General features: G+C 44.1%; 16 protein-coding genes. 11 read left to right on the top strand and 5 right to left on the bottom strand.

Annotated elements, in window-relative coordinates:
* Positions 1-29: 29 nt before the first annotated feature.
* On the bottom strand, positions 30-2,351 hold the full coding sequence (gene pcrA / locus HNQ56_RS20190; protein WP_429149892.1) for a DNA helicase PcrA: 2,322 nt from the start codon (positions 2,349-2,351) through the stop codon (positions 30-32).
* A gap of 187 nt (positions 2,352-2,538) precedes the next feature.
* Between pcrA and HNQ56_RS20185 the strand changes: the two genes are divergently transcribed.
* A complete protein-coding gene (locus HNQ56_RS20185; RefSeq protein ID WP_429150034.1) occupies positions 2,539-3,204 on the top strand; it encodes a DUF1836 domain-containing protein in 666 nt (221 codons plus the stop codon).
* A gap of 42 nt (positions 3,205-3,246) precedes the next feature.
* Here HNQ56_RS20185 and HNQ56_RS20180 read toward each other — a convergent pair whose 3' ends face one another.
* A complete protein-coding gene (locus HNQ56_RS20180) occupies positions 3,247-3,549 on the bottom strand; it encodes a YerC/YecD family TrpR-related protein (protein ID WP_429149890.1) in 303 nt (100 codons plus the stop codon).
* 549 nt (positions 3,550-4,098) lie between these two features.
* Between HNQ56_RS20180 and HNQ56_RS20175 the strand changes: the two genes are divergently transcribed.
* From HNQ56_RS20175 to HNQ56_RS20140, 8 genes are all read left to right on the top strand, one after another.
* Complete coding sequence (locus tag HNQ56_RS20175; RefSeq protein ID WP_429149888.1) at positions 4,099-5,739, top strand: transglutaminase domain-containing protein; 1,641 nt, start codon at positions 4,099-4,101, stop codon at positions 5,737-5,739.
* 76 nt (positions 5,740-5,815) lie between these two features.
* A complete protein-coding gene (gene cuyB, locus HNQ56_RS20170; RefSeq protein WP_429150032.1) occupies positions 5,816-6,538 on the top strand; it encodes a cysteate racemase in 723 nt (240 codons plus the stop codon).
* 27 nt (positions 6,539-6,565) lie between these two features.
* Positions 6,566-8,077 (top strand): amino acid adenylation domain-containing protein, encoded by a 1,512-nt coding sequence (locus HNQ56_RS20165; RefSeq protein WP_429149887.1) that lies wholly within the window; start codon positions 6,566-6,568, stop codon positions 8,075-8,077.
* 76 nt (positions 8,078-8,153) lie between these two features.
* Positions 8,154-8,381 (top strand): acyl carrier protein, encoded by a 228-nt coding sequence (locus tag HNQ56_RS20160; protein ID WP_429149885.1) that lies wholly within the window; start codon positions 8,154-8,156, stop codon positions 8,379-8,381.
* A gap of 8 nt (positions 8,382-8,389) precedes the next feature.
* Entirely contained in the window at positions 8,390-9,979 is a 1,590-nt protein-coding gene (locus tag HNQ56_RS20155; protein WP_429149884.1) for an MBOAT family O-acyltransferase, read from the top strand.
* Between the two features lie 45 nt (positions 9,980-10,024).
* Positions 10,025-11,119 carry an SGNH/GDSL hydrolase family protein gene (locus HNQ56_RS20150; RefSeq protein ID WP_429149882.1) on the top strand — a complete coding sequence of 365 codons (1,095 nt, stop codon included), beginning with the start codon at positions 10,025-10,027 and terminating at the stop codon, positions 11,117-11,119.
* A 97-nt stretch (positions 11,120-11,216) separates the two neighbouring features.
* The gene (locus HNQ56_RS20145) at positions 11,217-11,771 is read left to right on the top strand and encodes a hypothetical protein (RefSeq protein WP_429149880.1); all 555 of its coding nucleotides are present in this window, start codon (positions 11,217-11,219) and stop codon (positions 11,769-11,771) included.
* 645 nt (positions 11,772-12,416) lie between these two features.
* A complete protein-coding gene (locus HNQ56_RS20140; protein ID WP_429149878.1) occupies positions 12,417-14,972 on the top strand; it encodes an Ig-like domain-containing protein in 2,556 nt (851 codons plus the stop codon).
* Between the two features lie 83 nt (positions 14,973-15,055).
* Here HNQ56_RS20140 and HNQ56_RS20135 read toward each other — a convergent pair whose 3' ends face one another.
* Positions 15,056-16,597 (bottom strand): hypothetical protein, encoded by a 1,542-nt coding sequence (locus HNQ56_RS20135; protein WP_429149877.1) that lies wholly within the window; start codon positions 16,595-16,597, stop codon positions 15,056-15,058.
* Positions 16,598-16,859: 262 nt separating this feature from the next.
* Here HNQ56_RS20135 and HNQ56_RS20130 point away from each other — a divergent pair, with 262 nt between their 5' ends.
* On the top strand, positions 16,860-19,823 hold the full coding sequence (locus HNQ56_RS20130) for a hypothetical protein (protein WP_429149876.1): 2,964 nt from the start codon (positions 16,860-16,862) through the stop codon (positions 19,821-19,823).
* An 87-nt stretch (positions 19,824-19,910) separates the two neighbouring features.
* On the opposite strand, the gene HNQ56_RS20125 is transcribed toward HNQ56_RS20130, so the two are convergent.
* Together HNQ56_RS20125 and HNQ56_RS20120 are read right to left on the bottom strand one after the other, a co-directional pair.
* On the bottom strand, positions 19,911-20,705 hold the full coding sequence (locus HNQ56_RS20125; protein ID WP_429149875.1) for an AAA family ATPase: 795 nt from the start codon (positions 20,703-20,705) through the stop codon (positions 19,911-19,913).
* Positions 20,706-20,743: 38 nt separating this feature from the next.
* Positions 20,744-20,986, bottom strand: a complete 243-nt coding sequence (locus tag HNQ56_RS20120) for a GntR family transcriptional regulator (RefSeq protein ID WP_429149873.1) — start codon at positions 20,984-20,986, stop codon at positions 20,744-20,746.
* Between the two features lie 113 nt (positions 20,987-21,099).
* Between HNQ56_RS20120 and HNQ56_RS20115 the strand changes: the two genes are divergently transcribed.
* Positions 21,100-24,417: a leucine-rich repeat domain-containing protein gene (locus HNQ56_RS20115; protein WP_429149870.1), complete on the top strand. Its 3,318-nt coding sequence runs from the start codon at positions 21,100-21,102 to the stop codon at positions 24,415-24,417.
* Positions 24,418-24,594: the final 177 nt, after the last annotated feature.

The following is a 24,594-nucleotide window of genomic DNA, read 5'->3' as shown; positions in this document are numbered from 1 at the left end:
TACTATAATATTTCAGCTTTTATGAAAAATTATTCAACGGTTTCATCAATTTTTGTAAGATTGGCAAAGGCGGAGAGAAGCTTTTTAATTCCAAAGCCGGGAAAATCCACCGTTACTTCATAGTCCTTGCCGCCCATTGTAATATCGGCTACGGTTCCTGTTCCAAACTTGATGTGCTTTACCGTATCACCCACGCCATAGTTCAGAGATCCCATTTTATTTCCCTGGAATTGCCTGGTCTCAGCACTAAGAAAGGGTTTATAGGCAGCCTGGCTCTGTTTGTAACCGCCGGGGATGGGCTTGTCAAAATCCAGTGAAGCAGAAGAAGGGCTTCCCTTGGAGCTCCCATAGGCTTCCTCCCGGAAGGTGTATACCGGGCGGCGGGGGCCGGGGGAGGTTATCTTCAGCAGGTATCGGGGAATCTCATTAATAAAACGGGAAGGTCTGTTATACTGGGTCTCACCCCGGAGCATACGCTGCTTTGCCGCAGTCAGGGAAAGCTGCTTCATGGCACGGGTGATTCCCACATAGCAGAGCCTGCGTTCTTCTTCGATCTCTTCCGCCGGATTGTCTGCAAAGATGGACATATAGCCGGGGAAGATTCCTTCCTCCATTCCGCAGAGGTACACATAGGGGAATTCCAGCCCCTTTGCGCTATGTAAGGTCATTAATACAACATGGTCTGCGCCCTCCTCCAGATTGTCAATATCGGCTACCAGCGCCACTTCCTCCAGGAAACCGCCCAGAGTAGGCTCCTCCGTATTATCCTCATAGGTTACCAGCTTGTTCACCAGTTCGTTGATATTGCCGATACGGTCCTGGGCCTCTTCTCCGTTATCCTGCTCCAGCTCTCTTAAATAGCCGGTAGCATCCAGGATATCGTCGATCAATTCCGTCAGGGCATAACCCTCCTGGTTCAGTCTGGCGCGCAGCCCTTCAATGAGGCTGAGGAAGGGAGTGATCTTGGAAGCGGCTCTTTCCACTCCGGGAATATAGCTGGCTCTGGTCAGGGCGTCGTAGAAGCTCAGGCCGTTCTCCACGGCATAATCATTTACCCGGTCCACGGTGGTCAGGCCGATGCCCCGTCTGGGAACATTGATGATACGCTTGACGGCGATGCTGTCCAGGCCGTTGTCAATGGTTTTCAGATAAGCCAGTATGTCCTTAATTTCCTTACGCGCATAGAAGTTTACGCTGCCAATGATCTTATAGGGAATATTGCGGTTAACCAGCTTCTCCTCGAAGAGACGGGATTGGGCGTTAGTCCGGTACAGGATGGCAAAGTCCTGGTAAGCAGCCCGGCCGTCCTCTACCATATTCTGAATCTCCGAGGTAATGAAGTCAGCCTCTTCGAAATCTGTCTCAAATTGGGTGAAATGCACCGGTTCCCCTTCGTCGTTCTCCGTCCACATGGACTTGTCCTTCCGCCCCTGGTTATTGCAGATCACTTCGTTGGCGGCATTGAGAATACTTTTGGTGGATCGGTAGTTCTGCTCCAGCTTGATTACCGTCGTATTGGGAAAGGTATGTTCAAAGTTGAGGATATTATAGATATTGGCTCCGCGGAATTTGTAGATGGACTGATCATCGTCACCGACAACACAGAGATTATATTCCTGTTCGCCGTACTCGTTCTTTCCGCTTGCCAGCAGATGAATCAGCTGGAACTGGGCGGTGTTGGTATCCTGGTATTCATCCACCATAATATAGCGGAAGCGGTACTGGTAGTATTCCAGAGCCTGGGGATTCGTCCGGAACAGCTCTACCGTCCGGCAGATCAAATCATCAAAGTCAAGGGCATTGCTCTGTCTCAACCGCTTCTGGTATTCCGTATATGCCTGGGCATAGCGCAGCTGATTGGCATCCCGCCCGGCGAGCCGGGTGAATTCATCAGGAGAGATGAGCTCGTCCTTTGCCTTGGAGATGACCGAAAGGATGGCGCGTTCATTGGTCTTCTTTGTATCAATATTCAGATACTTGCATATCTCACGCATCAGGGTCTTCTGATCATCCGAGTCGTAGATGGTAAAGCTCCGGGTAAAGCCCAGGGTTTCGATAAATCTCCTGAGAATGCGAACGCAGGTGGAATGGAAGGTGCTGACCCAGATCTGCTCCGAGCCATAGCCCACAATGCTGTCCACCCTTTCCCGCATCTCTCTGGCGGCCTTGTTGGTGAAGGTGATGGCAAGAATATTATATGGATTTACACCCCGCTCCTCAATCAGGTAGGCAATCCGGTGCGTCAGCACCCTGGTCTTGCCGGAGCCCGCTCCGGCGAGAAGCAGCAGCGGACCCTTATGGTGCAGTACCGCACGCTTTTGTTCGGGATTTAAAGTGTCGTAGATACTCATAATAACCTCCGGTTTACAAACATATGTTTATTATAGCATGCGGGAGCAGGGGTTTCAATCATGTTTATTTTTGCTTTGACATCTAGTAACGAATACTATATAATAAAGCGTAGTGAGCATGATGCAAGCTTGCTTGCAATCATGTGACCGGAGCTGGAGATCATGATACGAGGTGATACTATTGGAAATGACAAAAGAAGAGCATATTAAAAGTTTGATTGACGGTTTAAAGGATATCAAATATATTATGCCGGATGACATACCGAATATTGATTTATATATGGACCAGGTAACGACATTTATGGATAAGCATCTTACTTCCTCGAAGCGCTACAGCGAAGATAAGCTTCTGACGAAGACGATGATTAATAATTATACCAAGAATGAGCTGCTTCCGCCTCCAAATAAGAAGAAATATACAAAGGAGCATATGTTCCTTCTTATTTTTATCTATTATTTTAAGAACATACTGTCCATTAATGATATACAGAGTATCTTTAATCCCCTGACAGAGCGTTACTATGGCGATAAATCGGAGATTAAGCTGGAAGAGATCTATAAGGAAATCTTCCGACTGGAGAAAGAGCAGACGGATGCTCTGGCAAAGGACATGATCCGTAAGATGACAAAAGCAAAGGAATCTTTTGCCGGGATAACCGAGCCGGAGGATAAGGAGTTTCTGACCACCTTTTCCTTCATCTGCATGCTTTGCTTTGATGTATATATGAGAAAGCACATGATTGAGAAGATGATTGACGGTTCGCTGATGGGTTCCAGGAAGTGCAGTAAGCCGACGGAGAAAAAGGCTGAGAAGGGCGAAGCGAAAAAGACGGAGAAGAAAAACAATACTTAGAATAAGAAACAGGGCTGGTCGCAAAAGCGATAGCCCTGGTTTTTATTTGTCTGAAAAAGGATCCTTCATTCTGGCAAATACCATGTCATATCCATCGTTGCCGTAGTTCAGAGAACGGTTGACGCGGCTGATGGTGGCCGTAGAGGCGCCGGTTTTTTCCGCAATCTCCAGATAGGTCTTATGGCAGCGGAGCATCCGTGCCACCTCGAATCTTTGAGAGAGGGATAGCAGTTCGTTTACAGTACAGACATCTTCAAAAAAGGTATAACATTCCTCTGCATTCTTCAAACTCAGAATTGCTTCAAACAGATGGTCCACGGCATCCGTCTTAATATTTTTACTCATATCGATTAGGACTCCTTTCATCCCACTGGCTCTCGTACAGTATGCATGTTTTGCTCCTGTACTATGATTTTAACACTACAGAGTGGTAAAGTAAAGGACTTTTTTAAAAAGAGCCCGTCCAATTGGACGGGCTCCCCGGGGATTTAGTTGCAGCTTCCAACGCTGCAGTATTTTAAAATCTGATTTAATAAATCGCTGAAATTGCATGAGCTAAATTTAAAACACATAATGTCTGCCTCCTTTTGAAGATTACTATCTCTTAGGAACAATAGAATTGTAACATGTCTGTAACAAAATTGTAATATTTAAATGATGGTTATTCAGTCATCATATGGACGCAGCTGAAAATTAAGGAATCATTTACAAATATAGGCCTAAACCCGCCTGAATTATACGGATTTGTTTGCGGGGGGAAGGAAAAGACTGAGAGAAGACAGGGACAAGGGGTTATTGTTGAATTATTAGCCAAAACTTGACTTTCCGTGGGTTTGAGATTATCATATACATAAATGTTATTTGACATAATAAGATTTTTGTCAGGAGGACTGCATGAAAAGAAGTAGAAGGCGCAGGAGACGTATTCTAAGGAGAATGATTCTGGGACTCAGCACAGTGCTATTGGTGCTTATTATAGGAATTTTTTATTTTGAGCTGCGGCCGGTGGTGGCGAAGGAAATTACGGTAGAGGCCGGAGACAAAGGAGTCCGTGTTGAGGACTTCCTGAAGCATAAAAAGCAGAAAGGCAGATTTATAACAGATATCGAGAGTTTGAATACCAGTATTACAGGGAACTATGAGGTGAAGATCCTGGTGGGCAATAAGACCCATACTTCTGTGTTGAAGGTGGTAGATACGGTGGCACCGGTCATTACCCTGCAGGATTATGTGGCTCTGCGGGGCGAGGAAGTGGATCCGAAATCCTTTGTAAAGGATATTGCCGATGCGACCCAGGTGGATATATTCTTTGAGATCTCCCCGGACACATCAAAACCGGGGGAGCAGGAGGCAGTCATTATCTGCAAGGACGGCGGCGGGAACACTGTCTCCGGGAGAGCCGGGCTCACTGTGTTGGATGTCCGCAGCTCAGTGACCATGGAAGCGGGCAGCAAGATGAGCCTTACATCGGCAGATTTCGTAAATGACAGCAGCTATGATATCGCTTTTGTCACTGACTTAAGCACATTGGATATTAGTAAGCCGGGAGTTTACCCCATTGAATTTACGGTGAATGGGAAGCTGGTTACGGGACATCTTGAGGTGGTGGACACCATCCCTCCCAAGGCAACCGTGAAGGCGCAGGAGACATGGACAGGAGAGAAATTGGAAGCCATGGAGCTTCTGGAGAATATCACGGATGCTTCTAAGGTTACGGCTGATTATAAGACGCAGCCGAATTGGGACAGGCCGGGCGTACAGGCGGTTATTCTGGTATTAACGGATGAGGCGGGTAATGTAACGGAGCTTCCGGCCTCCCTGACGGTGGTGGCGGATACCGAACCTCCGGTTATTAAGGGAGCATTGGATAAAACGGTCTATATCGGGAATTCCGTTTCTTATAGGAAAGGGGTAACGGTAACGGACAATAAGGATGGAGAGGTTTCCTTTGAGGTTGATTCCAACGGGGTGAATCTGAAAAAGGAGGGGGAATATAAGGTCACTTATACCGCGGTGGACTCCTCCGGCAATGTGGCCCGCAAGGATATTACGGTAAGAGTGAAAACATTTACTGTAGCAGAAGAGAAAGTAAATGAATTATGTGATGAAATACTGGATAAAATTACAAATAGCTCCATGTCCCAGCGTGAGGTGGCCTATGAGATTTATAAATGGGCCAGACAAAATATAAGCTATACCGGAGATTCTGATAAATCGGACTGGCTTGCGGAAGCCTATCGCGGAATGACGGATAAGAAAGGGGACTGCTTCACCTATTTTGCGGTATCCCAGGCAATGCTCATAAGGGTGGGGATTGAAAATATGGAGATCAACCGGGTAGGAGGAAACACCAGACATTACTGGAGCCTTATTAACTGCGGAGACGGCTGGTATCATTTTGATTCCTGTCCTAATAAGGATCATGAGGAAACCTTTATGATGACAGATAAAGAGGTGGATGAATTTACCCAGAAGAGAGGAAACAATTACTATACTTATGATAGATCCCTGTATCCGGCAACACCGGAGCAATAAGCAATAAGCCGGAGGGAAGGATACGGACACAAGGGAAGCAGACAACGAATGGACAGCCGGGCGGAAGGGAGATGTTATTACGAAGGTTTTAGGTGTTATAGGCGGATTGGGGCCCATTGCTACAGCGTATTTTTATCAGCTTGTAATACAGATGACGCAGGCGGAGGTGGATCAGGAGCATATTGAGATGCTGATCTACAGCAAGCCTTCCATCCCGGACAGAACGGATTATATTCTTGGCAGGAGCAAGGCCAACCCGGTTCATCCCATGGTGGAGATCGGAAGAAAGCTGGTGGAAATGGGTGCGGAGAATATTGTTATTCCCTGTGTTACGGCTCATTATTTTCATGAGATCCTGTCAGAGGGGATTAGCGTTCCGATTATTCATGCCGTTAAGGAAACGGCAATGTATTTGAAGGAACGGGGCATCCGCTGTGCGGGTATCATGGCCACGGAAGGAACCGTTCAGAGCGGACTCTTCCAGGCAAAGCTGGAGGAATGCGGAATATCCCCGGTGATACCGGACGCCGTGCATCAACAGGCGGTAACGGATCTGATTTATAAAAATGTAAAGGCCAACAAGCCGATCGACTATGCGAAGTTTTGCCGGGTATCCCGGCAGCTCAGGCAGGAGGGAGCTCAGGCAATTATTCTGGGCTGCACGGAGCTCTCTTTAATAAAGAGGGACTATGCCCTCGAACCCGGCTATCTGGATGCCATGGAGATTATGGCAATGCGCAGTGTTATTGAAAGCGGTGCCGGATTAAAGGAAGAATACGCCGATCTGATTACAAGATAATAGAATAAATGACGGAAGGGCTAGAGAATGCAAAGAAATGTAATGGAATATCTGGAGCAGATTGTGGAGAAGGTTCCGGATAAGATAGCTTATGCCAATGAGGAGATGGGATATACCTTTCGGGAAGTATATACCGGTTCCCGTGCAATCGGAACCTTTTTAAGCAGGAAGGGTCTGTCCGGGGAGCCGGTTGTGGTATTCATGGGCAAACATCCCAGAGAAATTGTTGCTTTTTACGGAGTGATTTACTCCGGTAATTATTATGTTCCCATTGATGAAGAGATGCCCAGGCACCGGATCGAGCTGATTTTTGAAAGTCTGGCTCCCCGCGCGGTGATCTGTGACAGGGATACCTGCGGGCTGTTGGAGAATCTGCCTTTTGAGGGGGAAGTCTTTCTCTATGATGATATGATATCGCAGCCGGCCGATACGAAGCTGCTGGAGGAGATACGGGACAGGCAGCTGGATACGGATCCTATTTATATTGTATTCACCTCCGGTTCCACCGGAGTGCCCAAGGGAGTGGTGGCCTGCCACCGTTCCGTAATTGACTATGTGGATACCCTTTCGGATATTCTTAAGGTGGATTCCGATACGGTGTTCGGCGTTCAGGTACCTCTTTATGTGGACGCCTGTCTGAAGGAGCTGTATCCGACCCTGAAATATGGAGCTTCCGCATACCTTATCCCGAAGAATTTATTCTTATTCCCGCTGCAGCTGGTGGGATTTCTGAATGAGCATAAGATTAATACGGTTTGCTGGGTGGTGTCCGCCCTGACGATGATCTCCGCCTTTGGTGCCCTGGAAAAAGAGGTGCCCGGATATCTTCGCACGGTTGCCTTCGGAAGCGAAGTGTTCCCCATCAAGCAATATAATCTGTGGAAGAAGCATTTGCCCGAGGCACGCTTCATTAATCTGTACGGGCCGACGGAAGCCACAGGAATGTCCTGCTATTATGAAGTGGACCGGGAATTTGCGCCGGACGAGACCATCCCCATCGGGCGTCCCTTTAAGAATAAGGAAATTCTTCTGCTGGATGAGAACAATCAGCTGGCAAAGCCGGGAGAAGAAGGGGAGATTTGTATCCGGGGAACCGGGCTTACCCTGGGGTATTTCAATAATTTTGAAAAAACCGCCGAGGTATTTGTACAAAATCCTCTGAACAAGCATTATCCGGAGCTGATTTATCGCACGGGAGATATCGGAAGGTACAATGACCGGGGCGAGCTGATGTTTGTCTCGCGTAAGGACAATCAGATCAAGCATATGGGCCACCGGATTGAGCTGGGAGAGATTGAAAGCGCGGTGAACCAGATAGAGGAGGTGAAAAGCGCCTGTGCTATCTTCGATCCGAAGAAGAAAAAGATTGTCCTGTATTATGTGGGAGATCTGACCGGAGCCCAGGTTGCCCTTGCCTTGAAGGAGAAGCTACCCAGATATATGATTCCCAATGTTCTTGAGAAGCTGGAGGAGATGCCCCTGACGTCCAACGGTAAGATCAACCGGGTTTTATTAAAAGAGAAATATAATAACAAATAATCTGTGTGCACATGGAAGCCCCGCTTCATTGCTTTGGAACAGGAGCATTCCGGCATGACACAACGAGGAGGACAATATGGAAATAATATTAGAAATTTTAAGCGGACTTCACCCGGAGGTGGATTTTGAAACCTGTAACACACTGATTGATGATAAGATTATCGATTCCTTTGATATTGTATCCATTGTATCGGATATCAGCGACGAATTTGACATCACCATTCCGGTAGAAGAGATCGTTCCGAAGAATTTTAATTCCGCCAAGGCTCTCTATGCGATGGTAGAGCGTCTGATGGAGGATTAATTTAAGTTATGCTTTTCACATCATATCGATTTATATTGTTTATTCTGGCGCTGTTTCTGGTATATTATATCATACCCAGGAAGTACCAGTGGCTTCTGCTTCTTGCGGCCAGCTATCTCTTTTACAGCATGGCAGGAGTAAAATATCTGATTTATATTGCAGCAACCACTCTATCCACCTATTTCATCAGCCTGCGCCTAAATCAGCTTCAAATGCTTCAGTCCTCCTATCTGAAGGAAAATAAGGAGAGCCTGAGCAGGGAAGAGAAGAAAGCATACAAAGCAGGAATGAAGAGCCGGCAGAGAAAGTGGCTGGTGCTTTGTCTGGTGTTTAATTTTGGAATTCTGGCTGTAATAAAATATGCGGATTTTACCCTAAGCAATATCAACGGGGCCTTGAGCTGGTTTAATGCAAAGCCCCTGCCTCTGATCGGGTTTGTACTCCCCCTGGGAATATCCTTTTATACCTTCCAGACCATGGGCTATCTCATCGATGTGTATCGGGAGAAATATTCCTGCGAACGCAATCTGGGCAAGCTGGCCTTGTTCATTTCCTTCTTTCCGCAGCTGATCCAGGGACCCATCAGCCGTTTTGACGGCCTGAAGGAGACCTTATTCTCGGAGCACAGAGCAGATATCAGAAATATCTCCTTTGGCCTTCAGAGAATTCTGTGGGGCTTCTTTAAGAAGCTGGTCATTGCGGACCGCCTGCTGGCGGGGGTGAATATGATTGTGAAAAACCCCGAGGAATATCAGGGGGTCTATGTGCTTGTGGGCATGTTTTTCTATGCCATTACCTTATATGCTGATTTTACCGGCGGTATTGATATTACGATTGGAATCGCACAGGTTCTTGGGATTCGCGTTACGGAGAATTTCGAGCGGCCCTATTTCTCCAAATCCATTACGGAGTATTGGAGAAGGTGGCATATTTCCCTGGGAACCTGGTTCAAGGAGTATATGTTTTATCCCATTTCCCTCAGTAAGTCCATGCTGAATCTGTCCAAAAGCTGCAAGAAGCATGTGGGAGAATGGCTGGGGCGAAGAATCTCAATTTATATCGCATCCATCGTTGTGTGGTTTACCACAGGCATCTGGCATGGTGCCGCCTGGAACTTCATTGTATGGGGCTTGCTAAACTGTCTGGTAATTCTGGTATCCGAGGAATGCGCGCCGCTGTATGAGAAATTCCATGCGAGATTCAACGTCGGACATAAATTCTGGTATCGTTTATTTCAGGTGGGAAGAACCTTCTGGCTTATGAGCTTCCTGCGGACTCTGGATTGCTACCGGAATGTGGGAACCACCTTCCGGATGTACACAACCATTGTGACCCGGTTTAATTATGATGAATTGTTTACCGGAGGCTTGATGAAGCTGGGGCTGTCAGGTGCGGATTACCTGGTTCTGATTGCGGCAGTTGGTATCATGCTGGCGGTCAGCCTGCTGGGACGCTCCGGCAGCGTAAGGGAGAAGCTGGCTTCTAAACCGATGGCACTCCGGTACGCGGCGTATTTTATGCTGCTGTTGGTGACGCTGATCTTTGGTGCCTACGGAGTAGGGTATGATGCCAGCCAGTTTATCTATAGTCAGTTTTAATAATAGGAAGAATGAGATGTTTGTTACGAAGAAAGGCCGGTTTGCATGAAGAAACGAATCATAATTAATATAGCTGCCGTTGTTCTGGCAGTTATGGTACTGGCATTGCTGCAGCGGTTGTTTATGCCAAAATACATGTCCTCCATTCATGAAGGAAATCTGATTGAGGAATACTATGACGAGGTGAAAGAGCATGATGTCATATTCATAGGAGACTGTGAGGTGTTCTCCAATGTTTCTCCGGTTACCCTGTGGGAGCAGTACGGGATCACCAGCTATATACGGGGAAGTGCACAGCAGCTGATCTGGCAGTCGTATTATCTTCTGGAAGAGACGCTGAAGTACGAGAAGCCCAAGGCGGTGGTATTCAATGTATTGGCGATGAAATACAACGAACCCCAGAAGGAGGCCTATAACCGGCTGACGCTGGACGGGATGAGGCTATCTATGTCGAAGCTGGGTGCCGTCCGCGCCTCCATGCTGGAGGAAGAGGCCTTGATTACCTACCTTTTTCCCCTTCTTCGATATCACTCCCGTTGGAGTGAGCTTTCCGCGGAGGATGTAAAATATCTTTTTCATAAGGATACTCTTTCCCATAACGGATTTCTGATGAGAGTGGATACCCGGCCCGTCACTGTAGTGCCGAAGGGAAAGAAACTGGCGGATTACAGCTTTGGTTCCAACAGCTACGATTATTTGAATAAGATGACCAAGCTCTGTAAGGATAACGGTATAGAGCTGATATTGATGAAATCTCCCAGCGTATATCCTTATTGGTATGAGGAATGGGACAGCCAGATGGTGGAGTACGCAAAAGAAAATGATCTGACCTATATTAACTTCCTGAATTACGTGGAGGATATGGAGATAGACTATAGTATGGATACTTATGACGGCGGTCTGCATATGAATTTGGCCGGCGCGGAAAAATTCAGCCAGTACTTGGGGAAAATATTTAGGGATCAGTTCCAGCTTCCGGATCGCAGGGAGGATGCAAAGCTGGCCGCTATCTGGAAGCAGAAAGAAGAATTCTATTATGCAATGAAGGAAGATCAGGAGAGAGAGCTCCGGGAATATGGCTATCTGAAAAGCTACGGGGCAGTCGCTCAGTCAATAGAGGAAGACCAGTCACAAGAATAACGGTAACAGTTCAGCCTGTGGCAGTGAGGAGAGCATGGGACTCCCTCACATGCAGGATGGAAGACAATTTGATTAGAGGAAAGGTAAGGGATTTGAAATGAAGAAATTATTGATATTGATAGCAGTGGCACTCCTGCTGACAGGCTGCGGAGCAAAGGGAACAGAGGGAACAAAGGATGCGGATAAGCCTGCGGTTAATAATCCGGGAACGGAAGCACCGGCCAATCCTGACAACAGCCAGGAGGGATTTTCCTTTGAGAACGGCGGAGTTACGGTTCCGATGAATGTGGATGCCGCTCCGGTGGTAAAGTCCCTTGGGGAACCGGTGGAGTACTTTGAGGCCGCCAGCTGTGCCTTCCAGGGGTTGGACAAGATCTATTATTACAATGGCTTTGAAGTAGGCACCTATCCCAATGGAGATAAGGATTATGTATCCTATGTAAATCTGCTGGATGATTCGGTCGCTACAGATAAGGGAATCTATCTGGGTTCCACCAAGGAGGATGTAATCGCTGCTTATGGAGAAGACTTTACCGCAGAGGGCTCCTCTATGGTATATCGCCTGGGAGAGACAAAGCTGACCTTCATTCTGGAGGATGATGCTGTGGCTTCTATCACATATGCTGCCATTGTAGAAGGATTGAATAATTAAAAGGTGCCTGACACCTAAATAGAGTTAAAAGGTGCCTGACACCTAAATAGAGAAGAAAGCCAGATTATGAGACTTCCCATGTAAATAATATTTTACGGAAAGTGCTTATAATTCTGGCTCTCTTCGATTCTTGCTTTCTTGGTCCTTGACAATATTGGTGCATCAGTGTTTTAGAGCAGCAAGTTCTTCCCGGTATTGCTCCAATTTGCTTTTAAGTATAGTCAGTGTTTCCTCAGCAGAAACAACCATATCACTACTCTTTAGATAGCTAATAAAACTGATAAAGGATTTTTTTATACTTAATTCATTAAAAACAAATTGCATAAGTCCTTTTTGCGGATGAATATAGAAAAAGACGAGCATATTCTCAACAAGAGAGAATTTCAATCTCTAACCAGTGTCACGCAAATTAATTGACGTCTGACATCCAAAATAAGTTATCACATTTGTTATCACAGTTTGAAATGAATATGTAATAGTGATAATATGGTGATTGTTGGATTTTGGGATAAGGTTCAGCGATCGATCATTTTCCGGTTTTTCAAATGCAGATATCTGCTATACGTATTTTTTATGGTTATTCTTGGAGTGTTGCCAACGAATAATAGAGCAAAAAATATATTTAAGGAAAAGGAGAAAAGCATTATGAGACTCAAAGTAAAAATGCTTAAGCGATCAATTTCATTTTTGGTCGTCTGCATGGTACTGGTGTCAACGCTATTGACGGCTCCGCCAACGACGGCTTTGGCGGCTAAAGCACCTGCTATTTCAAAAACCTCCCGTACAATTTTGGTGGGTGATAAGTACGATTTTAACATTAATAACAAGATCAAGGGATCTACTTATTATTGGGAGTCGAGTAACAAGAAAGTTGCAACGGTCAATAAAAAGGGTGTTGTAGAGGGAATTAAAAAAGGAACAGCTACCATTAAATGTACGATTAAGACGCCCAAAACTTCGTACAAGGTTTCTGCGAAAGTTACAATCCGGGTACCTGCATCTAAATTCATCATTAATAATAAGATTACTGCCCTGTCTCTTGGGCAAACTTATGATTTGAACAGATGGCTTTATCCTGGCAGTTCTAATGATTTAACAACCTGGAGCAGCAGTGATGCCAGTATTGCCAATCCCGATTCCAAGGGTGTCTTTAAAGCCCTTTCCCTGGGAGAGGTTACGATTAAGGGAACGACGAGAAGCAAGGCGACAGATAGCGTTACAATTCGTATTTTTGATGAAAACGGAACCGTTACCAACAGCGAGGATTTGTCGGTTGCACTCGGAAGTCCGATGCCTGTGATAACAATAAAAACAGAAGAAGAAATTAAGATTGTAATCCCTCAAGGTGATTACAGCCATCAGAAGTTAATTGTTGACGCTCCGAATGCTGATATCATCAACAATGGAAGCTTCCAGTCAATTGATATACTGCAAATTAAAGCAAATACCTGGTATGAGCAGGCTGTAAAAAATGTTTTAAATGTATCTGCTCCGAATGCCAGTATCCGCATTGAACGGAATGCCAGTGCGACATTGATTGTAGATGGGAATAATAGTAAAATCAACATTATTAATAATGGAACTATTGAAGATTTACAGATTAATACTGCTTCGCAGATCAATATATCAGGAAGTTCTGCACAAAATATCCCGGTTACTGTGAATTCGGCAGGAGCTAGTATTAAAACAAGCGTGCCCATGGTGCTTAATTGCAATGCTATAGTTAATTTAGAGATCATGCCGGGAGCAGAAAATACAGTCGTACATGTTGCCAGCAGTGATCTAATGCCAATTGTTACAGGGAGTGGTTCTATTACTGTTATAATTGGTACGGGGGATACAGCGAGAAGTATTACAGTAAATGCCAATAATAATTCTCAGAATTCAAGTTCAGGTCCCAGCAATCCGACTAATCCGGTAGATCCGGTTGACCCGGTTGACCCGGTAGACCCGGTTGACCCGGTTGACCCGGTAGATCCGGTTGACCCGGTTGATCCGACAGAATACGGAAGTATTCGGGGGCGTACCTCAGTTGTTAGCGGAAGTGCGGTTAATTTGTCAGCAGTTTCGGGAGCCGCCATTTATGTTTTAAAATACGATGGTGATGTTGTCTCGGCAATTGAATCTATTATGACTAATCCGGATACGGTTCTTACTGTCTCTGATGAGAACGGTGATTACATGGTAGACAAACTGACCGTTGGTGATTATATTGTAGCAATTGTGAAAGAGGGTTATAAGGCTTTAGTGCAGCAAACCAGGGTTTCTGCGTCAGGAACTACAGTTGTCAATGGCCTGCTGATCCCTGTTACGGATGTTTCTGACACAAAAGGATTCGCTTCAGGCTCTTTCATAGATGCTGTTACTGGAAATTTGGTGGCTTCCGACCTTCAATTTACTGTTAAGATCTATCGCGGCCACGATAATACACTGTGGAGCAATTATGTTACAGGAGGAACAGTCAGCGGATCCGCCTTTACATTTGAGTTAGAGGAAGGGTATTATACGATCCAGGTGACGGATGAACGTACTCCGGTAGTTGGAGCAACCTATGCAACATCTACAAAAAATATATTTGTGTTAGGAAATGCTGCTGTTTCGGAACAGGATATATTTCTTACTACTCTGAAACAGGATGGGCAGGTGACCTTTGTACTTACCTGGGGAGAATATCCGGAAGATTTAGATTCTCATTTATTAGGTCCGGTAGAAGGGAAAGATTACTTCCATCTTTATTATGCAGATCTGGACTATCCTACGGATATTGGTCATGATGATTTAGAGAATTTACATTTGCGTTTGGATTTAGATGATGTAACCTCCTTTGGACCGGAAACAACTTCGATTTATAAGTCGGTTCCTAACGGGATTTATTATTTCTATGTATACAACTATACAGGTAATTACAACGGTGATACCTTAGTAGAGTCAGGTGCAAAGGTAGTGGTTAACACCGCATCCGAAATGAGAACCTATGATGTACCGTCAAGTCTTGGCACCGGTCTGGAACGTTCATGGCTGGTATGCTCTTATAACAGTGGTACGGGTGAGATAACAACCATCAACAAATTATTTGAAGGCGATTATCTGTATACATATTTAGAAGAGCATGGCTTTAATGTTGAGGATGATTTTGAGGAAGAAGATATGAATAGTAGGGCTATGTTTAGAGCATTACCGGGATCTAAGTTAAAGAAATAGCTATTTGAGCTGAAGGGTTCCATTTTAGGAATCGGAAAAAGATAGGCAGATACCTTTAAATGGGTAATCTGCCTATCTTTTCGCTAAAGTGCCTGACACCGAGTCGAAAGTGCAGCGAAGCCAGGGGTCTTGCTCTGGGCGGCTGCCTGGGCCAGTTCCTGCTGATATTGGCGCAGTTTTTCTCTTAGAAGCTGCAGTGTTTCCTCCGCAGGAATGACCATCTCGCTATTTTTCAGGTAGCTTATAAAGCTGGAGAAGGATTTTATAATACTTAATTCGTTAAAAACAAAATGCATAAAGCCTTTTTGCGGATGAACATAGAAAAAGATGAGCATATTTTCAACAAGAGCGGACATAATAAAATTACTTGGCACATCCATTTGATCCAGGTTGATTGCAATTGTTTGGAATGGGCTGCCGGCGGCCAGATCTATGATTCGTTCGATCAGGAGCAATCGATCATCAGGTTCCAGAGGTGAGTAAAAATCATCCGGTAATTCATTGATTCTTCCGGTTCTCCAGAACTCATCAAGACCCTCCAATGTAAAATAAGAGGTATAAACATATCCGTTCTTGATTGCATCAAAATATAAAGTACTCCGGGCAGCATATAAATCAACAATCTCATTTTTACCCGGCATCGGATACATATATTTATCATAGAGATATCTGTCGGCACAATATAAAAAGCAGGGTTGAGTGAAGAGGGAATAGGCAAAGGAGGGCGCATTCCTTTTTAAATTCTTCTGCTCATAATCAGCCAGCTGAAGGAATAAGGACATTGGATCCTCTATCTTGGTAACGATAGCCCTGCATAGATGCTGAAGATGAGTAAACTGTGTCTGATAAAGCGAATGAACAGCGGGATCCAAATACAGCGTGGCATAGGATAAATCATAGGAGATACAGACGACCTTATCAGAGGTCAGTATCAGATATGGAAAAACGGAAGTATTATTTATATGGGAATCTACGTTATCGTAATAAACGGCGGGATTATAATTGCATCCTGACAGCATCAAGGGGAATATTTGTTTTAGGCACTGCAGATTGTAGAGCTGGTCGGGAGCGGCATCTGTATCCTGGTGCATACAAAAAACATGCTCTATGGGCAATGCCGGATTGCCATTACCGATGGTCAGGAGCAAATCCAGGAGGAAGGAGTACTCCGGCTGAATAATGAACTTGATGAAACCGGAATTTGCAGAGCATTCTGCCTCTAAAACGGCTTTTATTACAGAATTGACATTATGTATACCGGTGATGGCGTTGGCGGCAGAGGAAAAGGGGAATACATGGTTATAACTGGTGTTATAAATGGGGACTGCAGGCTGATTTAATGTATTCACACTTTCCAATATCGTTTTGATATATTGATGTCTCCTGTAAACATCCTCTCCTATTCGTGCAATATGATACAGATGAAGCAATTCTTCCCTTTGCATCGGAGAAAGGGTCATGGCGTTTATGACCTTTTCGACAGCTTCCACATTGGCCGGCACATACTTGCCGGTCAGCATATGCTGGAGGGAGGTGCGTTCCATTCCACTGCTCTTGGATAGGAAATGGATGGGAATATTTTGCTCGGAAATGTGCTTTTTTAAGGTTTTTGAGAATTCACTCATAACTCTTGTCTCCTTAATACAGTAGTATTATGCCATATAGGGCATATAGCCCATAACACCAGTATATAAAAAATACCAAGAGATTACAATAGTATTCTATATAAATATAAATATTTTATCACATCTGTTATCACAGATTGAAAGCTGTGATTGGAAAGAATATGATATACACAATATATAGAAACAGAATGGGGATTTCATCGGTGTTATATGGCATTTTTTGCGCATAAACCGATAAAATAAATATATAATGGAGGTACATATGAACAAGAGGATGCGAAAGTTAATTTCATGTTTTTTGCTGGTAAGTATGCTGGTAAGCCTGGTATCACAGACCACCGTGGCATCAGCAGCAAAGGCAAAGTCTCCGGCTGCTTTAACTCGGGGACAGGTCTACAAAGTAATGAATGAGCTGCTTGGGGCGACAAAAGAATCCCCCAATATGAAGAACATTAAGAACTATAAGGAAGGAGACGCTTATTATTCTGATCTATCAATCGGATATCAGGCGGGATATCTTGCGCCGGATAAGAAGATGAAGCTGGATAAGGCAAGCGAGAAGGCTTCTTATAATTATGTAGCTAATCTCTTATCAAAAATATTAAAAGAGCCTCAGTCAAAGCTGATCGGAAAGCATAGCAAAACGGACTTTGTAACAGCGGACGGGCTTAAAAAATATCTTGCCGAAGTGTTTCCAAACCGTATCACGAAAAATCTGTCCGATAAGACCTTGGAGGGTAATGCAATTATCACTAAGCCAAACCTTACCCTTAAGAACGTCACGATTAAAGGAAATCTTGTAATCGGTGACGGTGTTGCGGATAAGGATGCAATTCTGGATAATGTCAAAGTGACCGGAAAGCTGATTGTCCGCGGCGGTGGTGAGAATTCGATTAAGATAATCGGAAACTCCAGCATATCAGTTGTTGAGATTATACAGGTTAATAATACGGTCAGAATCAAGGTGTCCGGCGACGCGGACGTGCAGCTGGTGTACATAAGCGATGGATCGAATGATGTCATTCTGACCGGTCCCATGGGAACGGTTAATGTAACCGGCAGTGATATTAATGTGACCGCGGCAGAAGCCTCCATATCCAATGTTGTTCTGTCCGGCGCGAAGAATTCTTTTTCCGTATTGGATGGTACTGAGGTGGATCGTGTGGAGATACTGGACGGAGCACAGGATATGGGTGTAAACATCCAGGGCAGTGTAAATGAAGTGTTGGTAAGGGCGGAGAATTCTACTATCAACGTGGACAAAGCCGGAACAGTTCAGAATATCACAGCCATGAATACGGCCGAGGGTGTTAAAATGCAGGTATCTGGCACTGCAGTGGTAAAGAATATAACCAGTGATGCGCAGGGGACGATCATTGCAGGAGACGGTAAAGTAGAGAATGCTGTTTTAAATGGCAATGACAGTGAGATATCAACGGCTAATACCGTTGTAACGATAGGAAAGAACGCAACAGGGGTTAAGGATAGAGGAAACAGCGCGGTTACTCCTGAGCCTGTATCACCTCCTTCCTCTTCCGGCGGCTCAGAGTATCCAAGGCCAACTGAAACACCGAGACCGACAGCAACGCCGAGACCGACAGCAACGCCGAGACCGACAGCAACACCGGGACCGACAGCAACGCCGGGACCGACAGCAACGCCGACACCAACGGCAATCCCGACAGCAACCCCCATCCCGGATGATGATTATGCCTGGGATGACCGCTTTGAGACGGGGTATCCGATCATGACAATTGGAAGGCAGGATGGCGGTGCAAGCAATGTAAAAATTAAACTGAAGCTGAAAGAGGGCGTAGCCTCCCAGCAGGCTCCGGCGAGTATTTATTATGTTGTTGCTTCTGGTACAGGTACTATGCTGGCATCCAGTGAATCAATCATACATGGACACCTTGGTAAGGATTATGTAAATGGGGATACAGTGGAGCATATGATCACGCCAGCGTCTGAGAATGGTGCTGTCAGGATTGGCGATAACTCTGAAATAGAGATACCCCTGAGAATGTATGCAACAGAAAAAAGTAAGTTGAGTGCATTCTTTGTGATCAAGACCAATGAAAAAACTTCTCCGGTTCCTTACCGGATTCAATTTGGAGAGGAGACCGGCTCCAGTTTTCTTGATCAATATCCGCCGAGCATTTATGGAACCTACTGGTCCAATCCGGAACAGATCGGGGACGGAACGGTTCAAAGGAGGCTTCGCATCTTTCTGAGTGAGGGGCTGGACGAGCAATCGCTTCCTGACATAAGTGCATTCACAACCACAGTATCAGGAGGAAGCATTGCGGTAAGCGGAGGTGTAATTGCTCTATCCGTACACAATTATGAAAGAGAAACGGATGATTACGATGAGGACTGGCTTGAATTGACCTTAAGCTATGCGGAGGGGACGGATGTAAGCGATATAATCATAACCTATACACAACCGGATCAGGGAGGGCTGCAGGATAGGGCGAACGTTCCTAATCGCATGGAGAGTTTTTCTTTATATCGTATCCTTCCCACGGATTCTTACGTGTTTGAAAATTGTAGGATTATGGATGTACTATCTCTTGATATCGATAAGATTTATTTGTCCTCTGACAGAAAGTATATGACAATTCACCTGTCCACCGGAATTATGAATAAAAGACAGGACTTGGGGTTGTATGAGATATTCGTGGATGGAAACAAATTGCAGTATATTGGAGCTCGTTGGAATTATGAGTTCTTTGAATTTACCGTCAAGAGTGATAGCGCAATAGAAAGAAAAGGCTCCTATAATATCACGATATCGAAAATGGATGGCAGTAAGATAAAGGATTTTATGGGGAAGGAGTATGATGGGCTTGCAGGAGAAATAAGCAATGTGAAGGATGTTATTGTTAAAGCGGAAGACTCTGTATTGGATATCAACAACAAGATCCTGAGCTTAAAGCTTACAGCAGAGGATGATTTACGCGTCTATTCGGACAGCAGTTGCTTATACTGGTTGGTTATCGATGGAGTATCCTATCGGTTAAGAGGCCGTATGAGTCTGACGGGATATCAAGGCATAGGAAAAGAAATTATATTTGATGCTAACAGCTTGTTTGATGTTGACCTCTCTGCTATTAAGGAGAGTTCAGAGATAAAGCTGCGCTATGAACCTGTGAATTGGGCTAGAATAGAGGATATTACCGGAAAGCCATTAGATGGCTTTGAAATCCCTGTGACAGTAGTCAAGTAGGATATATTCCCATAACATTTCCCCCTTGCAAATGCGATGGAAAATCTATTAAATGATTTTCATTACATTTGCAAGGGGGTATTTTTTTCAAAAATCGCGCTTCGCATATACCTTTCGGGACAATAGATATGAAATTGCGAGGAGAAAGGCAGCCGCAGCCAATATGATTAAGGTTACCCACACCGTATTTGCAAACGACCATTCAATGGCTGAAATTAACCATGTTTGAAATGCGCTGTTAAACGACCATACCATAATGAGTATGAACACCACTATGCTTGCTGTAATAATAGGAATATAAAATCCAAGGGCTTTCCCTTTGGCATATCCGATTTTGAACAAGATCGGAAACATTGACAGGTTCATAATAGCGTAGAGCAACAGACTGCAGCATATAATCAAAAGAATTGTATTGAAATCCGCGTTGAAGGTATGCGGTTCGAAGATCAGTATCTTTCGCCCGTACAATAGGGAGGAGAGAAAAATGGTTGCGATTGTTCCCACGGTAAGCCTGATATAGATAATCATATCCGCAATCCGTTCAAGGTCGCTTGTAATATGTGTGGAAAAAAGAATGGTCCGGTCATCCTTCACCATGTATTCCCGCATGATATCCAATATTTCGTCACGGGCTACAGGGTCAAGACCGCCCGTCGGTTCGTCTAACAGGAGTAACTTTGCTTCGTGTGAAAGATGGAATGCCATTGCCAGCTTCATTTTCATGCCCCGTGAAAAATCCTTGAAATTCTTTTTCGGGTCAAGCTCGAAGCGTGTTAAGTATTTGCGGTATTCCTCCCCGTTCCAGCTGCGGTAAAACGGCTTTATGCCTCTTTCTACATCCATGGATGTCCAGTCCTCTTGAAAATAGGGCTGGTCGAACATAACGCCTATGTCCTCTTTGTTTGCACAAGTCTTTTATTTCAATCGCATGTGTCATTGAATTGTTCCTCCAGTCGTTCTTGTAATTCGAGAAGCGTCAGCCCTGCTGCCTTACCCTTGTCTGCCGCTGTTTTCAGTGCTTCGTCAATGGAGTTCAGATACTGCTCGCGAACCAAATCCGCATTGCATTTGACGAAACATCCGCGCCCCTGCACAGTATAAATCAATCCCTCCGCCTCAAGGTCGCCGTATGCGCGGGTTGTCGTAATGACACTTACCTTCAAAAAATATTTTTGATAACTAATCACGATTGCTATCACAGTTTGAAAACTGGCATCAAAAGATATATAATATTTAGGAAAAAATCAAAGGTGCCTGACACCGGAAGAGGTTTGCTATGAGAAGAAAATCATTAAAAGGAGTTATTTTCCTTGCTCTGTTGATGGCAGCAGTATATATAATATCCTCGGATAAGCTCATGCCGGGAATGAGCAGAACTGCTTATGCCGATGAATTAAAGAGCGGGGATTATAAATATGTGATTCTTGAAGACGAAACCGTACGGATAGTAAAGTATGCAGGAAAAGCAACTAAAGTGATATTTCCAAGTACACTGGCCGGCAAGAAAGTAAGCCAAATTCAGTCTTACGAATATAGTGTTTTTGAAGATAATCATAAAGAGAAGGTTACGAGTGTGGAGATTTCGGAGGGTGTCATTGAAATAGGAAATACCTTTAACGGTTGTAAAAAATTAAAAAGCGTTATTCTTCCGGGGAGCTTATTAAGAATAGAAACTGATTTTGGAAACTGTACATCATTAACGGAAATTAAGCTGCCAGCCAATCTGGAATATATAGGAAATCAAGCGTTTTGGGGCTGTACTGGATTAAGAGAGATTAGCATACCGGATAGCGTGGCAGAAATGGGAGATGGAGCTTTCTATCATTGTACAAATCTGAAAAAAATCAGACTATCAAAAAATACTCCAGTGGTGGACTTGTATGGGTATGAATTTTTAACTAATCTAACAATACCCAATGGGGTAACGGAAATTATCCTTTCTGATTGCTTCCGCCTGAATAAATTAAACCTTCCGGGCTCACTCAGAAAACTTAGCATTAGTAATAACGATAGTCTGGAGAGTTGTACAATACCGGAAGGGATTGAGGTGATTTCATTATGGAACTGCAAGCGTCTTGTTAAAGTGAATATTCCTTCCAGTACCGTAGATATGGTGTTGAAATACTGCCCTAAGATAAGGAGTATCAAACTGCCAAATACATTAACGTATATTAAGGATGAGGCTTTTCTGGGGTGTAAAAGCCTGGAGGATATCAATATTCCCAGTAGTGTGAGAGCTGTGGGTGAAAATAGCCTGTTGGGTACGGGGTGGTATAATAAACAGAAGGATGGATTGATTTATAAGGATAAGTGGTGCGTCGCTTATAAAGGTGATAGAACAAAGGTTAAGAGCTTGTCCTTTGCTAAGGGAACAAAAGGTATTGCGGATGGACTGACTGCAGAGCGGGTATTGACGATATTGCCAAATGGGTCGCTCATGGATGAGCCTTGTCCATTTGATTCAATTAAGGAGATCATACTTCCTGATAGTGTGGAAATCATAGGCAGAGGGGCCTTTAGCAACTGTAAGAACCTGACAGGTATTACACTTTCCCCCAATATAAAGGTAATAAGTGCAAGTGCATTTTCAGGATGCTCCAAACTCAAGAACATTGTACTGCCGGATAGTGTGGAAATTATTGAAGAGGGAACATTTGGATGGTGTACAAGTCTATCAAATATTAAATTTCCAAAAAAACTCAAGATCATAGAGTCCGGTGCGTTTGTATGCTGCTCTAAACTTAAGAATATTATGCTTCCGGACAGTCTTGAGGCAATAGGAAGAGATATGAGAGACGATGAGAGAGTGGGCTTTTTGGGAGCATTTATAGGGTGTGAAGGCTTAACAAGTATAAAACTTCCTGAAAATTTAAAGCTGATAGGTTACCGTACATTTGAAGATTGTATCAACCTTAAAAGTATTATACTGCCGAATAAATTAGAGAGTATAGGGGCTTCTGCGTTTAAGGGATGTGTAAAGCTGGATACCTTTACGGTGCCAAAGAGTGTACAGCGTATTGGGATGGAAGCTTTTGATAATACAGCGTGGATGAAGAAGCAAAAAAATGGGGTGCTTTATAAAGATGGATGGGTGATTGATTACAAAGGCACAATGCCAGACAAGTGCTCTGTTATTATAAAGGAAGGAACGGTTGGCCTTTCTGATTATGCACTTGCGGAAAAAGAATTTACAACGAAAGTGGAGGAGAGTGGATATACCCATGATATCAGCCATAAAAAGTTAAAAAAAGTATCAATACCTAATACGGTTAAATACATAGGGAAAAGAGCATTTGCTAACAGTGGGCTGGAGAGTGTCGCACTAACAGGAAATATAGAAAGACTGGATGGTACATTCTACAATTGCAGTGAATTAAAAAAAGTACAACTTCCTGATAGTGTAAAGTATATTGGTAATATTACATTTGCAAGTTGCGATAAACTTACAACCATTAATTTTCCAGAGCAACTGGAGGAAATCGGCGCCGCTGCTTTTTCTGGGTGCGAGTCTCTGTCTGATAATATTGTTTTGCCAAAAAGCATAATTGCCGTTGGTGAAAAAGCATTTTACGAATGCTGGCTGAGTTCTGTTATAATATTGGGTAAAAATGTAAAAATAGATCAATATGCGTTTGGATATTCTGCTCAATTGAGGTTGGAAGAAGGGAATATAGGTTATAAAAAGTCGGATGAGATAAAAATCACAGGATATCCCAATTCTGCAGCAGAGGAGTATGCTAAAATAAATGAATTTATTTTTATAGAAATCACTGAAGATAAATTGGAATTACCTGAAAGCGTGAAAGAGATACCATTAGTAGATTTAGAATATGAGGAATTGGGATCTGAAGTTATGATTACGAAATATAGAGGGGCAGGCGGACCGGATGTATTAGTACTTCCTCGGATGATTAACTATATGGAAGTTACTATAATAGGTGACAGTGCATTCTCGGAATGCAGTGCTTTGACCGGTATCATATTGCCGAAGGGAATAAAAAGCATAGGCAGCAGCGCATTTTATAAGTGCAGTAATCTGAGAAGGATAGAGATACCGGAAAGCGTAACGGAGATAGGAGGGGGCGCGTTCTCCCAGTGCACTGCACTAACTGATATAACACTACCTAAAGGCTTGGATAATATAGGAGATGGTGCATTTTACAGATGTACTGGTTTAGTCAGCATAACGGTACCGGAAGGGGTGACCTATATAGGTATGGATACATTTTCAGGGTGCAGTGCTCTGACCAGTATGGTCCTTCCCAAGGGGCTGAAAACGATAGGCGCAAGTGCATTTTCAGGATGCAGCAGTCTGAAGAGTATAGAAATACCGGAGAGTGTGATAGAAATATGGAGTTATGCATTTTGGGACTGTATCGGGCTGACCAGTTTGGTGATACCAAAGGGAGTGACAAAAATAGAAGAGGATGCATTCTATAAATGTAATAATCTGAGGAGCATTACGTTTCTTGGTGAATGTCCGAAAGGTATTAACGACAGTTCCATACCGCCGGAGTGTACGGTTTACTATAAGGAGGAACACGCAGTTTCATGGGAAAGCTATTATGGGAAAAAAGAGGTACAGGGCATTTGATATAAAATCAGTGGAGGCGTGAGACACCTGTTGCTTGTATTGGTTCATTTTGGGGAATTGCTTTGGCAAGGCCGTCCACCTTTCCGTTAGGGAAAGGTGGACGGCCTTTAGTAATAAAAGTGCGATAAATAACACAAAAGCATACATAAAAATATGATTATCCTTGATGGGTTACAA

Source organism: Anaerotaenia torta (assembly GCF_050433395.1).
GTDB classification, from domain to species: domain Bacteria; phylum Bacillota; class Clostridia; order Lachnospirales; family Lachnospiraceae; genus Mobilitalea; species Mobilitalea torta.
Note: the sequence above shows the minus strand (reverse complement) of the source record. Positions and strands in the feature narration are given on the sequence as shown.